15 protein-coding genes are annotated in these 18163 nt (G+C 42.9%); 11 read left to right on the plus strand and 4 right to left on the minus strand.

The window, feature by feature from the left end:
• Window positions 1-34 precede the first annotated feature (34 nt).
• Window positions 35-1330 (plus strand): UDP-N-acetylmuramoyl-tripeptide--D-alanyl-D-alanine ligase, encoded by a 1296-nt coding sequence (locus NQ505_RS02200; protein WP_004299715.1) that lies wholly within the window; start codon window positions 35-37, stop codon window positions 1328-1330.
• A gap of 81 nt (window positions 1331-1411) precedes the next feature.
• On the opposite strand, the gene NQ505_RS02205 is transcribed toward NQ505_RS02200, so the two are convergent.
• On the minus strand, window positions 1412-1804 hold the full coding sequence (locus NQ505_RS02205) for a VanZ family protein (protein ID WP_008997960.1): 393 nt from the start codon (window positions 1802-1804) through the stop codon (window positions 1412-1414).
• Window positions 1805-1907: 103 nt separating this feature from the next.
• Between NQ505_RS02205 and NQ505_RS02210 the strand changes: the two genes are divergently transcribed.
• Together NQ505_RS02210 and NQ505_RS02215 are read left to right on the plus strand one after the other, a co-directional pair.
• Window positions 1908-3278 carry a sodium-dependent transporter gene (locus NQ505_RS02210; RefSeq protein WP_008997961.1) on the plus strand — a complete coding sequence of 457 codons (1371 nt, stop codon included), beginning with the start codon at window positions 1908-1910 and terminating at the stop codon, window positions 3276-3278.
• The gene (locus NQ505_RS02215; protein WP_004305086.1) at window positions 3278-4195 is read left to right on the plus strand and encodes a helix-hairpin-helix domain-containing protein; all 918 of its coding nucleotides are present in this window, start codon (window positions 3278-3280) and stop codon (window positions 4193-4195) included. The genes NQ505_RS02210 and NQ505_RS02215 overlap by 1 nt, the downstream gene beginning before the upstream one ends.
• 182 nt (window positions 4196-4377) lie before the next feature.
• Here the strand turns inward: NQ505_RS02215 and NQ505_RS02220 are convergent, their stop codons facing one another.
• From NQ505_RS02220 to NQ505_RS02230, 3 genes are read right to left on the minus strand one after another with little or no spacing between them, the layout of a single operon-like run.
• A complete protein-coding gene (locus tag NQ505_RS02220) occupies window positions 4378-5034 on the minus strand; it encodes an ABC transporter ATP-binding protein (protein WP_004324555.1) in 657 nt (218 codons plus the stop codon).
• A 7-nt stretch (window positions 5035-5041) separates the two neighbouring features.
• Window positions 5042-5776, minus strand: coding sequence for a ThiF family adenylyltransferase (locus NQ505_RS02225; RefSeq protein WP_085938514.1), 735 nt, complete (start codon window positions 5774-5776; stop codon window positions 5042-5044).
• A complete protein-coding gene (locus NQ505_RS02230; RefSeq protein ID WP_004299709.1) occupies window positions 5758-7893 on the minus strand; it encodes a cation:proton antiporter in 2136 nt (711 codons plus the stop codon). The genes NQ505_RS02225 and NQ505_RS02230 overlap by 19 nt, the downstream gene beginning before the upstream one ends.
• A 252-nt stretch (window positions 7894-8145) precedes the next feature.
• Here NQ505_RS02230 and NQ505_RS02235 point away from each other — a divergent pair, with 252 nt between their 5' ends.
• From NQ505_RS02235 to NQ505_RS02270, 8 genes are all read left to right on the plus strand, one after another.
• Window positions 8146-9153 carry an aspartate-semialdehyde dehydrogenase gene (locus NQ505_RS02235; protein ID WP_008997963.1) on the plus strand — a complete coding sequence of 336 codons (1008 nt, stop codon included), beginning with the start codon at window positions 8146-8148 and terminating at the stop codon, window positions 9151-9153.
• Window positions 9154-9390: 237 nt separating this feature from the next.
• Window positions 9391-12228, plus strand: a complete 2838-nt coding sequence (locus NQ505_RS02240; RefSeq protein WP_032853293.1) for a TonB-dependent receptor — start codon at window positions 9391-9393, stop codon at window positions 12226-12228.
• Between the two features lie 4 nt (window positions 12229-12232).
• Window positions 12233-13465, plus strand: a complete 1233-nt coding sequence (locus NQ505_RS02245) for a DUF4876 domain-containing protein (protein ID WP_008997965.1) — start codon at window positions 12233-12235, stop codon at window positions 13463-13465.
• On the plus strand, window positions 13458-14966 hold the full coding sequence (locus tag NQ505_RS02250; RefSeq protein WP_008997966.1) for a DUF6850 family outer membrane beta-barrel protein: 1509 nt from the start codon (window positions 13458-13460) through the stop codon (window positions 14964-14966). Before NQ505_RS02245 ends, NQ505_RS02250 begins: the two co-directional genes overlap by 8 nt.
• Window positions 14967-15005: 39 nt before the next feature.
• On the plus strand, window positions 15006-15923 hold the full coding sequence (locus NQ505_RS02255; protein ID WP_008997967.1) for an FISUMP domain-containing protein: 918 nt from the start codon (window positions 15006-15008) through the stop codon (window positions 15921-15923).
• 181 nt (window positions 15924-16104) lie between these two features.
• Window positions 16105-16692: a hypothetical protein gene (locus NQ505_RS02260; protein ID WP_008997968.1), complete on the plus strand. Its 588-nt coding sequence runs from the start codon at window positions 16105-16107 to the stop codon at window positions 16690-16692.
• The gene (locus NQ505_RS02265; RefSeq protein WP_004305100.1) at window positions 16679-17245 is read left to right on the plus strand and encodes a PepSY-associated TM helix domain-containing protein; all 567 of its coding nucleotides are present in this window, start codon (window positions 16679-16681) and stop codon (window positions 17243-17245) included. The genes NQ505_RS02260 and NQ505_RS02265 overlap by 14 nt, the downstream gene beginning before the upstream one ends.
• A 22-nt stretch (window positions 17246-17267) precedes the next feature.
• A complete protein-coding gene (locus tag NQ505_RS02270; protein ID WP_008997969.1) occupies window positions 17268-18155 on the plus strand; it encodes an ABC transporter ATP-binding protein in 888 nt (295 codons plus the stop codon).
• Window positions 18156-18163: the final 8 nt, after the last annotated feature.

Below are 18163 nucleotides of genomic sequence, written 5' to 3' on the forward strand. Positions count from 1 at the left end.
TATCTTTGCAGCGTTTTAAATAAAAGATCAGGTTATGAAACTTTCTGCTCTTTACCAGATTTTTCTGGATTGCCAATCAGTAACTACTGATAGCCGGAACTGCCCGGACGGTTCTTTGTTTATCGCCTTGAAAGGTGAGTCGTTCAACGGTAATGCATTCGCAAAACTAGCGCTAGACTCCGGATGCGCATTTGCCATTATTGATGAAGCCGAATATGCCGTAGAAGGTGATAAACGATATATACTTGTAGACAACTGCTTGCAGACAATGCAGCAACTTGCCAATTATCATCGCCGCCAACTCGGAACGCGTGTGATCGGTATTACGGGCACTAATGGGAAAACGACCACCAAAGAATTAATTTCCAGTGTTCTCTGTCAAGCCCATAACGTGCTTTATACTTTAGGTAATCTCAACAACCACATCGGTGTACCGACCACTCTATTGCGTTTGAAACCGGAGCATGACCTTGCTGTTATCGAGATGGGTGCCAATCATCCGGGAGAAATCAAGTTTCTTTGTGAAATAGCCGAACCGGATTATGGTATTATCACCAATGTAGGTAAAGCTCACCTGGAAGGATTCGGTTCTTTCGAAGGAGTGATTAAGACTAAAGGAGAGTTATATGACTTCCTCCGTAAGAAAGATGCCATCACTTTTATTCATCACGATAACGCTTATTTGATGAATATCGCGCAGGGATTGAACCTGATTTCTTACGGAACTGAAGATGATCTCTATGTCAACGGACAGATTACTGACAATTCGCCTTATCTCGCTTTCGAATGGAAAGCCGGTAAGGACGGTGAACGCCATCAGGTTCGCACACAGTTGATCGGAGAATATAATTTCCCGAATGCCCTGGCTGCCATCACTATTGGACGTTTCTTTGGAGTGGAAGCGAAGAAGATTGATGAGGCTCTGGCAAGCTATACGCCACAGAACAATCGCTCCCAACTTAAAAAGACAGAAGATAACACGCTTATCATCGACGCATATAATGCAAATCCAACCAGCATGATGGCTGCTTTGCAAAACTTCCGGAACATGACAGTCCCCCACAAGATGCTCATATTAGGAGATATGCGCGAACTGGGTGCTGAAAGCCCGGCCGAACATCAGAAAATCGTTGACTACATAAAGGAAAGTGGTTTTGAGAAAGTATGGCTCGTAGGAGAACTGTTTGCCGCAAGCGAACATTCTTTTAAGACTTACGCCAATGCGCAGGAAGTTATAAAGGACCTGCAAGCTGACAAACCCAAAGGGTATACCATTCTTATCAAAGGCTCTAACGGAATCAAACTTAGCTCAACGGTAGAGTATTTGTAAACGGAAAAATAAACGAGTGAACAGTAAATGATAAACGGTGAATATTGGATGCAACCATTATTCACCGTTTCTATTTTTCATTCACTGCTTATTCATCATTCTGGGGCGTACGACATAATAGGCTATTAAACTAGCCAGAATCGCTCCCGTAGTATTAGCTGCAAAATCCAACCAGTCTCCACCCCGGTAAGTAGTGCAATATTCCTGCAGTAATTCCACACAACCACTAAAAAGTACAGGGCAAAGGAATGCGCCTACCCATGCATGCCACATCGGAGCATTGTCCCTGCGATGTGCACGCAAAAATTCCAGCCACAACATTCCCGACATACCAAAATACATACAAACATGAACCAGTTTGTCGAGGTTGGGAATTTCATCTAAATCCGTCTTAGGCGGTTTAAAGAACGACAGATAAATCACTGTCAGAATGATAAAAAGCGAGATCGGATATTTCTTAATATAAGATAGCATATCTAAATAATATTACAATTTTCGTGCAAATATAAGTATCATTTTCTATATTTGCGCTCTAATACGTATATTTTATAACGATTTGTAAGATAAAACAAGATTTATGGCAAAAAATGATAGAGCAAACTTCGGCAGTAAATTAGGAGTCATACTCGCTTCTGCCGGCTCTGCAGTCGGATTGGGTAATATATGGAGGTTTCCCTATGAAACAGGAAACCATGGAGGCGCTGCTTTTATATTGATCTATTTAGGCTGCATTCTTCTTCTGGGATTGCCTATTATGATTGCCGAGTTCCTGATAGGACGCCGTTCGAGAGCTAACACAGCGAGAGCGTATCAGAAATTAGCACCTGGAACACATTGGCGTTGGGTAGGACGCATGGGAGTATTGGCTGGCTTCCTGATACTTAGTTATTATGCTGTAGTAGCAGGATGGACACTCGAATATATTTTTGAAGCTGCTACTAATGGCTTTGCCGGAAAAACCTCCGGAGAGTTCATATCCTCTTTTCAACAGTTCTCCAGTAATCCGTGGAGACCGGTTGTATGGTTGGTGGCATTCTTGCTGATTACTCATTTCATCATTGTGAAAGGGGTAGAAAAAGGAATCGAAAAGTCCTCCAAGATCATGATGCCTACCCTGTTTATCATTATCCTCATACTGGTTGTTTGCTCGGTCACTCTGCCGGGAGCCGGTGCAGGTATCGAATTCCTGCTCAAGCCCGACTTTAGCAAAGTGGACGGAAATGTATTTTTGAGTGCCATGGGACAGGCGTTCTTCTCATTGAGTTTGGGAATGGGATGCCTTTGCACGTACGCCTCCTATTTCAGCAAAGAAACCAACCTGACTAAAACAGCTTTCAGCGTAGGAATCATTGATACCTTTGTGGCGATACTAGCCGGATTTATCATCTTCCCGGCCGCTTTTTCCGTAGGCATACAACCTGATTCTGGTCCGAGTCTGATCTTTATCACCCTGCCTAATGTATTCCAACAGGCATTTAGCGGAGTTCCCATACTGGCATATATATTCTCTGTCATGTTCTACGCGTTGTTGGCAATGGCTGCTTTAACTTCTACTATTTCCTTGCACGAAGTAGTAACCGCTTATTTACATGAGGAGTTCAACCTCTCCCGTGGAAAAGCAGCAAGGTTAGTCACCGGCGGTTGTGTCTTCCTCGGAATATTCTGTTCATTATCACTGGGAGTCATGAAAGGATTTACCGTTTTCGGACTGGGCATGTTCGACCTCTTCGACTTTGTAACAGCTAAAATCATGTTACCACTAGGCGGATTGTGCATCTCCCTCTTTACCGGATGGTATCTGGACAAGAAGATTGTATGGTCGGAGATTACCAATGACGGTTCATTAAAGGTACCGGTATACAAACTCATTATCTTTATATTAAAATATATCGCCCCAATCGCCATCTCACTGATATTTATCAATGAACTGGGATTAATCAAGCTATAATGTGGAAAGACTTCCTTTATTATACTAAAACTGAACGACAAGGCATTATCGTCCTTGTCGTTCTTATTTTAGGAGTATATGCCGCCCCTAAACTCTTCTCCTTTTTCACACACGCTGAAGATACCGACTGCAGAGAGAACGAGAAGTTCGATAAGGAATACAACGACTTTATTTCCTCCCTCCGGGAAACCCAACCTCACCAAAAGTCCGGTCATTCTTTTCAATCATCCCCTCAAAGGGAAATCAAACTTGCGGTGTTCGATCCGAACATCGCAGACTCTACTACTTTTCTTTCGCTTGGATTGCCATCCTGGATGATAAAGAATATCCTGCACTATCGCTATAAACAAGGTAAATTCCGCCACCCAGAAGATTTCCGAAAGATATATGGACTCACGGAAGAACAATACCAGACTCTTCGTCCTTATATACAAATTACAGAAGATTTCAGTTCGACAAATAAAGACACGGTACGATTGTTAACCACACCAAGCATACAACGGGACACCCTTGTGAAATATCTCCCGGGAACTATCATCAGCCTCAACTCCGCAGATACCACCGAACTGAAGAAGATTCCGGGAATCGGAAGCAGCATTGCCCGGATGATTGTGAATTACCGCGAACGGCTGGGAGGCTTTTTCCGAATAGAGCAGTTACAGGAGATTCATCTAAAGGCAGAGAAACTCCGTCCGTGGTTTTCCATTGACACCCATCAGACACGCCGCATCAATGTAAATAAAGCCGGTATGGAACGAATGATGCATCATCCATACATAAACTACTACCAAGCAAAGGTTATCATAGAATATCGGAAAAAGAAAGGATTCTTAAAAAGTCTGAAGCAATTATCTCTCTACGAGGAGTTCACTCCTATTGATCTTGAACGGCTAGAACCCTACATTTGTTATAATTAATAAAAAAAAGATGCATTCCTATCACACCAGACAAGAATGCATCACACACAAACAAAACAAACACTCTACTATCATCTTCACAGACTTCCGTAGAGAAGCGACTATAAATATATAGCTAAAAGATAGAACACTTGCAAGGCTCTACCTTTTTGGTATACATTTTTAGAAATTAGGTTCTCTAATTAATCTTTTTTAATCATACCATCCACTATATGAACGGTCCGGTCCGTAATTTTGGCAAGCCCCTCGTCATGCGTCACAATGACAAAAGTCTGCCCCAGCCGGTCTCTCAAATCGAAGAACAGTTGATGTAAATCTTCTTTATTATGTGTATCCAGACTACCGGATGGTTCGTCTGCCAGAATAACTGCCGGATCGTTGATTAAAGCCCTCGCTACCGCCACCCGTTGTTTCTCGCCTCCCGACAATTCATTCGGTTTATGAGAAGCCCTGTCAACCAGTCCCATAAAATCCAGAATCTTCATAGCGCGTTCGTGCGCCTCCTTCGAAGATACCCCGGCGATTAAAGCGGGAATCATCACATTTTCCAATGCCGTGAACTCCGGCAGTAGTTGGTGAAACTGGAAAACAAAACCAATATTCTTATTACGAAATGCAGATAGTTCTTTCTCCTTCATCCGACTCACCACTGTTCCGTCAATCTGTACCACACCTGCGTCCGGTTCATCTAAAGTGCCCATTATCTGCAATAACGTAGTTTTACCCGCACCGCTCGGGCCTACAATACTAACAATTTCTCCTTTGTTGATTTCCAGATCAATGCCTTTCAACACCTGTAATGAGCCGAAACTCTTCGTAATCCCTTCTAGTTTTATCATAATAGCCTTATAATCGTTTAATGACATATTCAGCCAGATAGCACCCAAACACGGCCGGCATATAACTAACTGTTCCACATGTCGATTTCTTATTCTGTTCATCCTCCGTCAGCAATACCGCTTTCGGATCGGCTTGTTCCGTACTGAATACCACCGGAAGTTTCCGTTTCATTCCCATCTTCTGCAAACGCTTCCGCACAGCCTTACTCAAACCGCAATGATACGTCTCCCAAAGATCAGCAAAACGAACCTGGGTGATATCACTCTTCGCCCCTGCTCCCATACTGGAAACTATCTTTATATGACGTTTCATCGCTTCATAAATCAGAAAACATTTCGGACTGATCGTATCAATAGCATCTACTATAAAATCATATTTATCGGCATCCAGCAGTTCCGGTATATTTTCATCCTTCAGGTAAACAGGCAGGACAGCCAGCTCAATCTCCGGATTTATATCTTTATAACGGGCTGCCAACACCTCCGCTTTCGTCCTCCCAAGTGTGGAATGCATGGCCGGCAACTGACGATTCATATTGGTGGGCTGCACTGTATCGGCATCTACAATCGTCATCCGTCCGACGCCTGCACGGCAGATCATCTCGGCGGCATAAGCACCTACTCCACCCAGTCCCACGACCAATACGTGCGCGCTCCGGATGCGTTCCATCTTTTCCTCCCCTAACAGGAGTTCTGTTCTCTGTTGCCAGTCGTATCTTTCCATTAGTTTTTCTTTAGCCATTTATAGAACCATTTGCCGACCTTCTCATAATGTTGAGACTCATTATGTCCACGAGGATCGGAGAATGACACAATTTCCTGCGGTTCGCCAAACTGGTCGGGATACAGAATTATCAAACTATTATTAGAGAAATATTTTCCTAATTGTGCCGGGAGACGTTCAAAAGAGGGATCATAAGAGATAGATCCGCGACGGGCAGAGATAACTACCAATAAATGGTCATAATTCACCTGCCCTGTCAACAGCAAGAGATCCTCCCACTCCTCCAATATGGAGAATTCCGTCGGAGTACCTGCATGTCGCTTTTTCACAAGTTGCTGAACACGCATCAATGTACGCTCATTGGCAAAGAAATGCACCCGACAGCCCAGGATACTTCCCATACGGCAGAAGTGTTCCACCCATTTAGAGAATCCCGATTCATATTCGGCCTTTGGCGGAACGGCAATATTGATTCGACGCAGGGTATTAACAGGCATCAGGAATTTGGCAATCATCACTTCACGATGCGTACCTTTCAACAGACTTTCGGCCAGATGTCCGAAGAAAGAGTCGACAATATTTGCTTTCCGGTGCAGACCGATCACAATATCCGTAGCTTCATACTCCTTAATTGTATGGATAATCCCCGAAGCAATATTCAAGTCATAGCGACTCACCATCGTAACAGGCACATCAGCGGCAGCGGCAATCATAGCCGCCTTCTCCAGATTACGTTTACCCTGCTGCTCTTTCTTCTCCGAACTGTTATTGTCATTGATAACGTTCAATGCCACCAATGCATTTTTCTGCTTGGCATCCTTTATTACTAAAGCCAGATTAATCAAATCTTCAATCGTCTCCGGGTTAGCCACCGGAATCAAGATTTGTTCCGTATTTACTTTTTTAGCTTCTTCTTCCGCCTGTACATTCTCATCCAGAGCAAAACGACGTGCCGAACGTTCGGTTACCAAAGAACTGATGACACAAGTGAAAAGTATCATCACTACCGTACCGTTCAATACATCATCATTCAGCAACCGTTCTCCATTCTCCATAATGATTTCATGACCGATCAACACTGCTGCCAGTGTAGCTGCGGCCTGCGCATTACTTAAACCGAATATCATGCTCCGTTCATTCGACTGCATCCGATAGATCTTTTGTGTGATCCAGGCAGCCAGCCATTTACTAAAGGTTGCCACCACTGTCATCACAATAGCCACTTTCAATGCTTCACCTCCGGTAAACAGGCTTCTTACATCAATAATCATTCCGACACCAATCAGAAAATAGGGAATAAACAGTGCATTTCCCACAAATTCCAACCGGTTCATCAAAGGAGATACATGAGGAATCAGGCGATTCAATACCAAGCCCGCCAGGAAAGCTCCTAAGATTCCTTCCATTCCTACAAATTCCATCAATCCTCCTCCGAGGAAAACCATCGCCAGCACAAACACAAACTGCATCACGCTGTCATCGTACTTCCGGAAGAACCATCGTCCGATACGGGGGAAAAAGAATACAATCAGGAATCCGAGGAAAGCCACTTTTGCCACAAGAAATACCCAGAACCAGCCATCGACAGTCCCCTTAAACATGCCTCCTATGACGGCAAGAATAATCAAAGCAAGGGTGACGGTGACAGCAGTACCACCAATGGTGATATTGACACTGCGCAAACGAGACAATCCGTAACGACTAATAATAGGATAAGCAATTAAGGTATGGGAAGCATACATACTTGCCAACAGCACCGCCGTGAGAAAACCATATCCCAGCATACTCATACTACTCCATATTCCCAACGCCATAGGAATCAGAAAAGTGAGCCAGCCGAACACGAAACTTTTCGTCCGGTTCTTCTTAAAGTCCTCCATATCCATCTCAAGACCGGCAAGGAACATGATGTAATAGAGTCCTACTTTACCAAACAGTTCGAAACTACTGTCGCGGTCGAGCACATGAAAGCCGTGTTCGCCAATCAGCACACCCGCCAGAATCATGCCTATAATATGAGGTATATGGAGACGCCCCAAAATCATCGGAGCAAAAAGAATGATAATTAGTACCAAAAAGAACACCCAGGTCGGATCAGAAATCGGCAGCGTTAAATTGAGATCAAACAGGTTCATAGGCTGTGTTTTTTAGGAATTTTCTGCAAAGGAACAAAAAAGTTTGCAGAATCCAATGAATGTCTAATGGTCATTTTACTCCAATAACCACGTCCAACTATACGGAAGCATGAGTAATCCGCCGAAAAACTGAAATATTTCTCTCAAAATCGATGTTTATATGCTAAATTGTTATAATTTTGCAGCCAAATCTTTTCTATTCGACAGGATAAGGAGAGAAATTCAATATTCACAATTTAACAAAAGAAAAAGATGAAAGTAGCTATTGTTGGCGTAAGCGGAGCCGTAGGACAAGAGTTCCTGCGCGTGCTCGATGAGAGAAACTTCCCGATGGACGAGTTAGTTTTGTTCGGTTCTAAACGTAGTGCCGGAACAACATATACTTTCCGCGGTAAACAGATCGAGGTGAAACTCTTACAACACAACGATGACTTTAAAGGGGTAGACATTGCTTTCACTTCTGCCGGTGCAGGAACATCTAAGGAGTTCGAGAAAACAATCACCAAGTATGGTGCTGTGATGATCGACAACTCCAGCGCTTTCCGTATGGATGCCGATGTGCCTTTGGTAGTGCCTGAAGTAAATGCAGAGGATGCATTGGAACGTCCGCGCGGCGTTATCGCCAACCCGAATTGTACGACTATCCAGATGGTAGTTGCACTGAAAGCCATCGAAAAGCTTTCTCATATAAAAACCGTGCACGTGTCTACCTATCAGGCAGCAAGTGGTGCGGGTGCCGCTGCCATGGACGAATTGTACGAACAATATCGTCAGGTATTGGCAAACGAACCTGTGACTGTAGAGAAGTTTGCCTATCAGTTGGCTTTCAACCTGATTCCGCAGATCGACGTGTTTACAGAAAACGGTTATACGAAAGAAGAGATGAAGATGTATAATGAAACACGCAAGATCATGCATTCTGACGTAAAAGTTAGCGCAACTTGTGTACGTGTTCCCGCATTACGTGCTCACTCTGAAAGTATTTGGGTAGAAACTGAACGTCCGATTTCCGTAGAAGAGGCTCGCGAAGCATTCGCTAACGGTGAAGGTCTGATTCTGCAGGACAATCCTGCCGAAAAAGAATACCCGATGCCGTTGTTCCTGGCAGGTAAAGACCCGGTATATGTAGGCCGTATCCGCAAAGACCTGACAAACGAAAACGGATTGACTTTCTGGATTGTAGGTGACCAGATCAAAAAGGGGGCTGCCCTGAACGCTGTTCAGATAGCCGAATATCTGATTAAAGTAAAAAACATCTAGTCTTCAAGAGAAGCATATAAATAAAACAGAATAAGTGACCGGCTTGCTATACGACAATCGTCGTAATACAAGTCGGTCACTTCCTTTATATATACCTATTTATTATATCATAAACCATTTTTCGACTAACAGGCGAGAGCCCCTATCACTATTTTTAGGTATCGAATACCTAAAAATAGTCATTTATTGCGATTGCTCTATATTATACATTTAGAGAACTTTGCACAAAATTTGTATATGGGATATTTTCGACTAAACATAGCGTTCTTTGGGCTTCTCTTTTTTATTGTATTTAAAGCCACAGCCAATCCGGGTACCTATACAATCTCCGGTCGCATTACTGAAGAAAAGACAAACAATCCATTACCGGGAGCATCCATTATTATCAAAGGTACCTATTTGTGGGCTGTATCCAATCAGAACGGGGATTTCACAATACAAGGAGTTCGGGAAGGAAAATGTAATCTGGAAGTTTCCTTTCTCGGTTACGTCACAACAACAATTCTGGTTAATATCCGTAGCAGCATCAAAGATATAACGATACAACTCAAAGAAAATACCCTTGCGCTAGATGATGTAGTAATAACAGCACAAGCTCCCAAAAGTGAGTTGAATACGACTCTCATCATTGGTAGCAATGCTTTGGAACACCTTCAAGTATCTAACGTCAGCGACATATCTGCCCTTCTTCCGGGAGGAAAGACGAAAGTCCCGGATCTGACTACCAATAATGTATTTTCACTAAGAGACGGAGGTTCAACCGTTGGTAACGCTACTTTCGGAACGGCAGTAGCTGTAGACGGTATACGCATAGGAAACAATGCATCTTTCGGTAATATGAGCGGAATTGATACACGGAGTATTGCCGTTACAAATATAGAATCGGTAGAAGTCATAACAGGTGTACCTTCAGCAGAATATGGAGATTTGAACAGTGGCATGGTTAATATCCGGACAAAAAAAGGAAAAACACCTTGGGAAATCTTATTGGCCATTAACCCCCGCACAGAGCAGTTTTCATTTTCAAAAGGACTGGATCTGGGAAATGACAAAGGTAGCATTAATATCAGTGGCGAGTGGACAAAAGCCACCCGGAAATTATCATCACCCTACACTTCCTACACACGAAGAGGATTCTCTGCAAACTATAATAATACATTCCGGAACATTTTCAGATTTAATATTGGTTTCACTGGAAACATCGGAGGTATGAACACCAAGGATGATCCCGATGCCTATACCGGAGAATATACAAAAGTAAGGGATAACGTTTTCCGGGCAAATACATCCTTAAGCTGGTTGCTCAACAAGTCATGGATTACCAATCTGAAATTTGATGCATCCCTCCATTACAATGATAACAAGTCACACGCACATACTCCCTACACGTATGCGTCTGAACAACCTGCTGTGCATGCTGAACAAGAAGGTTATTTCCTTGCCGATAAACTGCCTTATTCGTATTTCGCTGACCAAATTATAGATTCAAAAGAACTGGATTATGCCGCTTCCCTAAAATACGAATGGAACCGACGTTTTAAAAAGGTGAACAGCAATCTGATAGCAGGAATTCAGTGGAAGTCAACAGGGAATATAGGAGAAGGGGAATACTACCTAAACTCGTCATTAGCCCCTAACGGATATCGCCCACGTCCGTACACTACTTATCCGTATATGCATAATGTTTCACTTTATGCTGAAGAGAATCTGACAGTACCTCTCGGAAGCACTACACTAAAACTTATGGCAGGTATACGCTGGGAAAAGATTTTCATCAGTGGAACAGAATATAAAAACCTGAATACGTTTTCACCACGTTTCAACGCCAAATGGCAGTTGAACCGGAATATATCAATCCGTGGTGGATGGGGAGTTGCCGAGAAACTGCCGTCTTATTACATTCTTTATCCCAGACAGGAGTATCGTGACATACAAACTTTTGGTGTTTCTTATAACAATAACGAATCATCCTACGTCTATTACAGCCAACCATACGTACTCTTACATAATAAAAACTTGCGTTGGCAACGGAATCAAAACGCAGAATTGGGAGTCGATATCGAAATCGCAAAGACCAAGATATCATTGGTTGGTTATTTCAACCGTACTAAAAATCCTTACAAATACACCAATGCCTATACTCCGTTTTCTTATGATGTTCTGCAATTACCGGACGGATTCAGCATGCCTGCCAATCCGCAAATTAACATAAACAACCAAACAGGAATGGTGTATATACGCGGAAATGAATCGGAGGAGTGGGTACCTATGGACGTAAAAGTAACGAACCGTACTTTTGTCAATTCCGTTTCACCGGACAACGGACCGGATATCAAGCGCCGGGGAGTGGAAATGATTGTCGATTTTCCAGAAATAACTCCTATTCGTACGCAATTGCGACTGGATGCCAGCTATGATTATATGAAATATGTAGATAATTCGTTGTCTTACTACTATCAGACAGGGTGGTCACATACCGGTATCCCAAATCGTTCCTACCAATATGTAGGTATCTATGCCAACGGAGATAATTCATCGACAACAGCTAACGGCAAACGTACTCATTCTCTGGACGCCAATATAACGGCAATAACTCGTATCCCAAAAGCCAGATTGATTATATCATTCCGGCTGGAGGCCTCTCTATTAAAACGGTCACAGAACCTGTCCGAATACAACGGTAAAGAGTATGCTTTCAACGTAAGTGATAATAGTAATGCAGGAACAGGAGGTAGTATTTACGACGGCAATTCGTATACAGCGATTTATCCGGTAGCATACCTTGATCTCAATAATGAGATACGCCCTTTTACCGAAAAAGAAGCTCAGAATTCTGCATTTGCAAACCTGATACGCAAATCGGGCAATGCCTATACGTTCGCTGCGGACGGATACGATCCCTATTTCTCCGCCAATATCAATATAACCAAAGAAATAGGCGATCATGTCTCGCTCGCTCTCAATGCGATCAACTTCACGAATTCACGGAAGTATGTAACCTCTTACGCAACAGGAGTAAGCGCCATTTTTACTCCGGATTTTTACTATGGATTAACTTGCCGCATAAAATTCTAGAACAATGAAGCAACTAGCATACATATTATTACTGATGACATTCCTCACAACAGGAAGTTGTACAGACATTGACAAGGACAACCCTTACGATAACCAACTGCATACGCTTCAAGTAAATGCAGTATATCCGAACGAATACTCGGATTATCTCCGAGAAGGAGTTACCGTAAAAATCGAAGATATAGACCGGGGGAATTCGTATACGTCAAAAACAGATAAAAACGGAACAGTCCGTTTCAGTCTGACCAAAGGCATATACCGCATTCAGATAAGTGATAAAGCAGAGCAGGATATCTTCAACGGATTGGCAGACAAGGTGAAACTTGTGAATGGAGACCTCGCCCTTAATCTCCCACTGGTGCACTCCAGATCCGGTGACATTGTTATCAAGGAGATTTATTGCGGGGGATGCACCAAGCTACCGTTTGAAGGCAACTATCAGTCAGACAAATATATGATTCTACACAACAACACCTCCGAGACACAATATCTCGATGGTTTATGTTTCGGCTCACTCGATCCTTATAACTCGCAGGCAACCAACGTATGGGTAACACAGGATGAATCGACTGGAGCTACCATATTTCCGGACTTTTTACCTGTGGCACAGTGTGTCTGGCAGTTTGGGGGTACGGGACAGACATTCCCTCTGGCTCCTGGCGAAGATGCCGTAGTTGTTATCTGCGGAGCTATCGACCACGCAGCGCAATACATCCAATCGGTCAATCTGAACAAACCCGGATATTTCGTTTGTTATAATCCCGTATATTTCTGGAATACATTGTATCACCCGGCACCGGGCGACCAGATAACGCCAGACCATTATCTGAATGTTGTGATAAAAACAGGACAGGCAAATGCTTATACTTTCTCTGTATTTTCTCCTGCCACTGTCTTGTTTAAGGCAAAAGACACTACCATACAAGATTTTGTATCTCAGGCAGACAATGTTATTCAAAAACCCGGAAGCACAGTAGACAGGATTGTTAAAGTACCGATCAACTGGGTATTAGACGCAGTAGAAATATACTATGGAGGTTCTTCCAATAATATGAAACGTATGCCGCCTTCTGTCGATGCGGGTTATGTTACTCAAAGTGCGCTATATGACGGACGGACCCTGTACCGTCATACCGATGAAGAAGCCTCTCGTGAAGCAGGCTATGAAATACTGGAAGATACCAACAACTCTTCCTCGGACTTTTATGAAAGAGAAAAACAATCCCTGCATGAGTAATATGAAACGAATATATATAACCTGTATTTTCTTGTACATGGCATCCACAGTCTCGGCACAATCTTACGATATTGTGGAACGACGTAATCCTTGGAATGCCGGAGCAAACGTTACCGGAATAATGGTGGACAGTACCACCGTTTCCTATGCTGAACTATATGGCAGGAATAATCATGGCGATTTCCACAATTATTACGAAGCTGATAAGTTATGGAACGCAGGTGCAATAGCAAAGTCTATCACACATCTAAAAAGCTATTCTCTGACAGGTTCATTTTCGTTTGATCACACTTCCGGTAGAAATATGAGTGGTTCCATGTTCATTCATCCGGGATTCTACCCGGTAGACATACTGGAATTTACTCCCGGCCGGAAAGATTTACAGACTTATGCTTTCATGGGAGGTATAGCCAAAGACATTGCCCCCTGTTGGCGCATAGGCGGAAAAATAGACTTTACCTCCGCCAACTACTCGAAACGCAAAGATCTGCGGCATACCAATTATAGACTAGACTTAAAAGTAGCTCCAAGTATAATGTACCATTCGGATGACTATGCCATAGGATTCTCTTACATTTTTGGCAAAAACAGTGAATCGGTCAAAGCAGAAGAAATCGGCACCGCTGCTACATCGTACTATGCCTTCTTGGACAAAGGACTAATGTACGGTGCGTATGAGACATGGGAAGGCAGCGGAATTCATCTGAATGAATCGGGTATTAATGGATTTCCTATTAAAGAACTATCTCACGGAGCAGCCGTTCAATTCCAATGGAAGGCTTTTTATGTAGATGTGGAATACAGCCATTCATCAGGTTCTGCTGGAGAAAAGGAAAGCATCTGGTTCAAATTCCCGACCAATCGGGTCACTTCACACTTGAGCTATCGTTTCTCAAAAGGAAATGTAGCACACTTCCTACGGTTAAATTTGACTTGGTCACGCCAGTTTAATAATGAAAATGTATTAGGTCGGGAAACTTCCAACGGAATAACGACTACTCATGTTTATGGTTCTAACCGCATTTTTGAAAGAAGTGTCTTTTCTGTCCAATCCGAATATGAGTTTATAGCCCCCCGAAGAGAACTACGCTTTGGCGCGAATGTGTCATCATTGAAAAGTCTGACTACACAGATGTTCCCCTACTCCGTTTCACAGACCATGACATGTGGGCGTATATACCTTGCCGGCACATTCCACACCAAACTGTTTGATCTGAAAACTTCCGGTATTTTCTCTGCCGGAGATTATACGGAGAAGAATAAAACAGTTAAAACAGAATCAGAGGCAGGTGAACCTCCGTACCGATTGACAGAGTATTATAATCTACAGAACGAATACACAACAGCCCCCCGACTAACGTTTGAAGTTGGACTCCGATACAAGTTTTATCGAGGAATCTATGCAGAAATCCAAGCCGAATATACACATGGTTTCAACCTTAAATACATAGCAGGAGTAAATCGGTGGAGTGAAACCATAAAACTAGGATATACATTTTAAATTAATCAATATAATTATATAAACTAAATTTATCAGAACATGAAAAAGTACTTAATGTTTATGCTCGCAGCAGCACTCTTCGCATCTTGTAGTGATGATGAAAAATTACCGAAAGAAGACGAAACACCAGGTGATACTAATTTTGAGGAACATGATGGATATTTTGTCTATTATGGAGAGACTTATAAAACAATTAAACTTGCTAACGGAACGACTTGGATGGCAGAACCATTACGTTATGTGCCGGAAGGATATACGCCGTCAAGTGATCCGACAGCTGATTCTCATATTTGGTATCCGTATCAACTTACTGGAGTTACAGATAAAATTACAGCTACCGGTGCAGAAGCTTTAACCGATGAGGCCTCTATAAAAAAACTAGGCTATTTCTATGATATATATGCGGCACTTGGCGGTAAGGAAGTTACGGCTGAGAATTGCTATGAGTTTGAAAGCGCTCAAGGTATCTGTCCTAAAGGGTGGCATATTCCTACCCGTGCCGAATTCCTTGATTTATGTGGTCTTGCCAAAGGAGGCCAAGGCGAAAGTGATACGACTAAAGAAGATGCTCTTTTCTATGACAAGGCATATAGTGGAGGAAATATGAGTAAATACAACGCTGCGGGCTGGAATTATGTTTTATCAGGTGTGAGAATGCAAAATAATTTTGCCGCTACACCTACATACCAGTTAACAACGTTCTATTCAGGTAATACAACATCAGAAACTTTAGAAAAATATAAAGGACAACCGGCTTTGACATATATTATGTCTTCTACCTGTTACGCGCCACTTTATCTAGACAAGACAGATCCAACAAAACTAACCAATATCCAGTTCTTCGCCCAAATGACAACATTTACAAAAAGCTATCCCGAAGGACGCATCAACGTTCCTTATATCAGCATTAAATCAGGTCAGCAACTCCGTTGTGTAAAAGACCAAGCCGCTAATTAAAGGACTAATATTTGTTTCATGCCCTGAAACACTTTGTTTCTCGGTGTGGAACGAATGATTTTCCGGCGTGAAACAAATAGTTTCAAGTAGGGTTAAAACTCATCACCCATAAAGATGACTATTATAAGCTATAAACAAACGAAAAACAGATTATAAACTATATAAGAACAAAGCAATAACAATGAAAATAAAAAAGCTAACAATCGCAGTTGCCATCGTGGCAATGACTTTTATCGGAACTTCATGTGGTAACAAACAACAGAAAAGCGCATCAGAAGCGACTACAGAACAGTCTGCATCTTCCGCCTTGGAAATTGATTCTCTTCTTGCCAATGCCGAAAGCCTTGCAGGACAAGAAGTGACCATTGAAGGCGTCTGCACACATACCTGCAAACATGGCGCAAAGAAAATCTTCCTGATGGGTAGCGACGATACCCAAGTGATCCGTGTAGAAGCGGGCACTTTGGGAGCATTCGATCCTAAATGCGTGAACTCCATCGTTCGTGTTACCGGAACACTGAAAGAACAACGCATTGACGAAGCCTACCTCCAGAACTGGGAAGCGCAACTCAAAGCACAGGCTGCCGAGAAACACGGAACCGGTGAAGCCGGATGCGACTCTGAAAAGAAAGCACGTGGTGAAACAGCCAACAGCCCTGAAGCCCGCATTGCAGATTTCCGTGCAAAAATAGCCGACCGCAAGGCAGAAACAGGAAAAGAGTATTTATCTTTCTATTTCATGGAAGCTGACTCGTATGAAGTGGAGTAGTAACATCCGTAAGTGGAGTCGGCTCATACACCGTGACTTATCATTTTTCTTTTCCGGAATGGTATTGATATATGCCATTTCCGGAATTGTAATGAATCACCGTGACACTATTAATCCGAACTTCTCCATCACACGGAAAGAGTATAAGATAGCAGAAAAGCTACCGGATAAAGCAGGAATGAATAAGGAGAAAGTGCTCACTCTCCTGGAACCATTGGGAGAAAGCGGCAACTATACCAAATATTACTTCCCGAAAACGGACGTAATGAAAGTATTCCTGAAAGGCGGCTCCAATCTCCTGGTAAACGTGAAGACAGGAGAAGCGGTATATGAATCCGTCACCCGCCGCCCGCTTATCGGAGCAATGTCCCGTTTACATTACAACCCGGGACAATGGTGGACTTACTTTGCTGATATTTTCGCCATCGCTCTTATTATCATTACTCTCTCCGGCATCATCATGCTGAAAGGAAATAAGGGTATTATCGGCAGAGGAGGAATTGAAGTCATTGTCGGAATCTTGATTCCCATTCTTTTCCTTTTCTTCTTTTGAATAGAATAACAGATAAAATCAAATGGAACATATTATCGAATGTAACAATCTGACGCACTATTACGGCAAACGGTTGATTTACGAAAATCTTAGTTTCACAGTACCCAAAGGACGCATCCTGGGACTGTTGGGAAAGAACGGTACAGGCAAGACCACCACTATCAATATCTTGAGCGGTTACCTGAAACCCCGTTCAGGGGAATGTCGCATCTTCGGACAGGAGATTCAGACAATGGCACCGGCTCTGCGTCGCAATATCGGACTGCTCATCGAAGGTCATGTGCAATATCAATTCATGACCATCATCGAGATAGAGAAATTCTACGCAGCTTTCTACCCCGGTCAATGGAAAAAGGAAGCGTACTATGAACTGATGAATAAGTTGAAAGTCGCTCCCGGACAACGTATCTCACGTATGTCATGCGGACAGCGCTCACAAGTTGCCCTCGGACTTATCCTTGCACAAAACCCGGAACTTCTAGTATTGGACGACTTCTCACTCGGACTCGATCCCGGTTACCGCCGCTTGTTTGTCGACTATCTCCGTGACTATGCCCGCTCGGAAGGGAAAACCGTCTTCCTGACCTCACATATCATTCAGGATATGGAACGACTCGTTGATGACTGTATTATCATGGACTACGGAAAGATACTGATTCAGAAACCAATCGTCGAATTACTGGAAAAAGGACGTCGCTACACTTTCACTATTCCCGAAGGTTATGAACTTCCTGCGTCTGATGATTTCTATCATCCTTCTGTCATGCGAAACCAGTTGGAAACTTTCTCCTTCCTGCAACCGACAGAGACAGAAGCAAAACTGAAATCAATGTCAGTGCCTTACACTAATTTTCATAGTGAACAGGTAAATTTGGAGGATGCATTTATCGGCCTGACAAGCAAATACTAGAATCGTTG

This window comes from Bacteroides sp. D2, assembly GCF_025147085.1.
Lineage (GTDB): Bacteria > Bacteroidota > Bacteroidia > Bacteroidales > Bacteroidaceae > Bacteroides.

Coding starts and splice junctions, on each gene's coding strand:
- NQ505_RS02270 (WP_008997969.1), top strand. CDS start 17,268: ATGGAACATATTATCGAATGTAACAATCTGACGCACTATTACGGCAAA.
- NQ505_RS02240 (WP_032853293.1), top strand. CDS start 9,391: ATGGGATATTTTCGACTAAACATAGCGTTCTTTGGGCTTCTCTTTTTT.
- NQ505_RS02255 (WP_008997967.1), top strand. CDS start 15,006: ATGAAAAAGTACTTAATGTTTATGCTCGCAGCAGCACTCTTCGCATCT.
- NQ505_RS02265 (WP_004305100.1), top strand. CDS start 16,679: ATGAAGTGGAGTAGTAACATCCGTAAGTGGAGTCGGCTCATACACCGT.
- NQ505_RS02210 (WP_008997961.1), top strand. CDS start 1,908: ATGGCAAAAAATGATAGAGCAAACTTCGGCAGTAAATTAGGAGTCATA.
- NQ505_RS02220 (WP_004324555.1), bottom strand. CDS start 5,034: ATGATAAAACTAGAAGGGATTACGAAGAGTTTCGGCTCATTACAGGTG.
- NQ505_RS02245 (WP_008997965.1), top strand. CDS start 12,233: ATGAAGCAACTAGCATACATATTATTACTGATGACATTCCTCACAACA.
- NQ505_RS02205 (WP_008997960.1), bottom strand. CDS start 1,804: ATGCTATCTTATATTAAGAAATATCCGATCTCGCTTTTTATCATTCTG.
- NQ505_RS02225 (WP_085938514.1), bottom strand. CDS start 5,776: ATGGCTAAAGAAAAACTAATGGAAAGATACGACTGGCAACAGAGAACA.
- NQ505_RS02215 (WP_004305086.1), top strand. CDS start 3,278: ATGTGGAAAGACTTCCTTTATTATACTAAAACTGAACGACAAGGCATT.
- NQ505_RS02260 (WP_008997968.1), top strand. CDS start 16,105: ATGAAAATAAAAAAGCTAACAATCGCAGTTGCCATCGTGGCAATGACT.
- NQ505_RS02250 (WP_008997966.1), top strand. CDS start 13,458: ATGAGTAATATGAAACGAATATATATAACCTGTATTTTCTTGTACATG.
- NQ505_RS02235 (WP_008997963.1), top strand. CDS start 8,146: ATGAAAGTAGCTATTGTTGGCGTAAGCGGAGCCGTAGGACAAGAGTTC.
- NQ505_RS02200 (WP_004299715.1), top strand. CDS start 35: ATGAAACTTTCTGCTCTTTACCAGATTTTTCTGGATTGCCAATCAGTA.
- NQ505_RS02230 (WP_004299709.1), bottom strand. CDS start 7,893: ATGAACCTGTTTGATCTCAATTTAACGCTGCCGATTTCTGATCCGACC.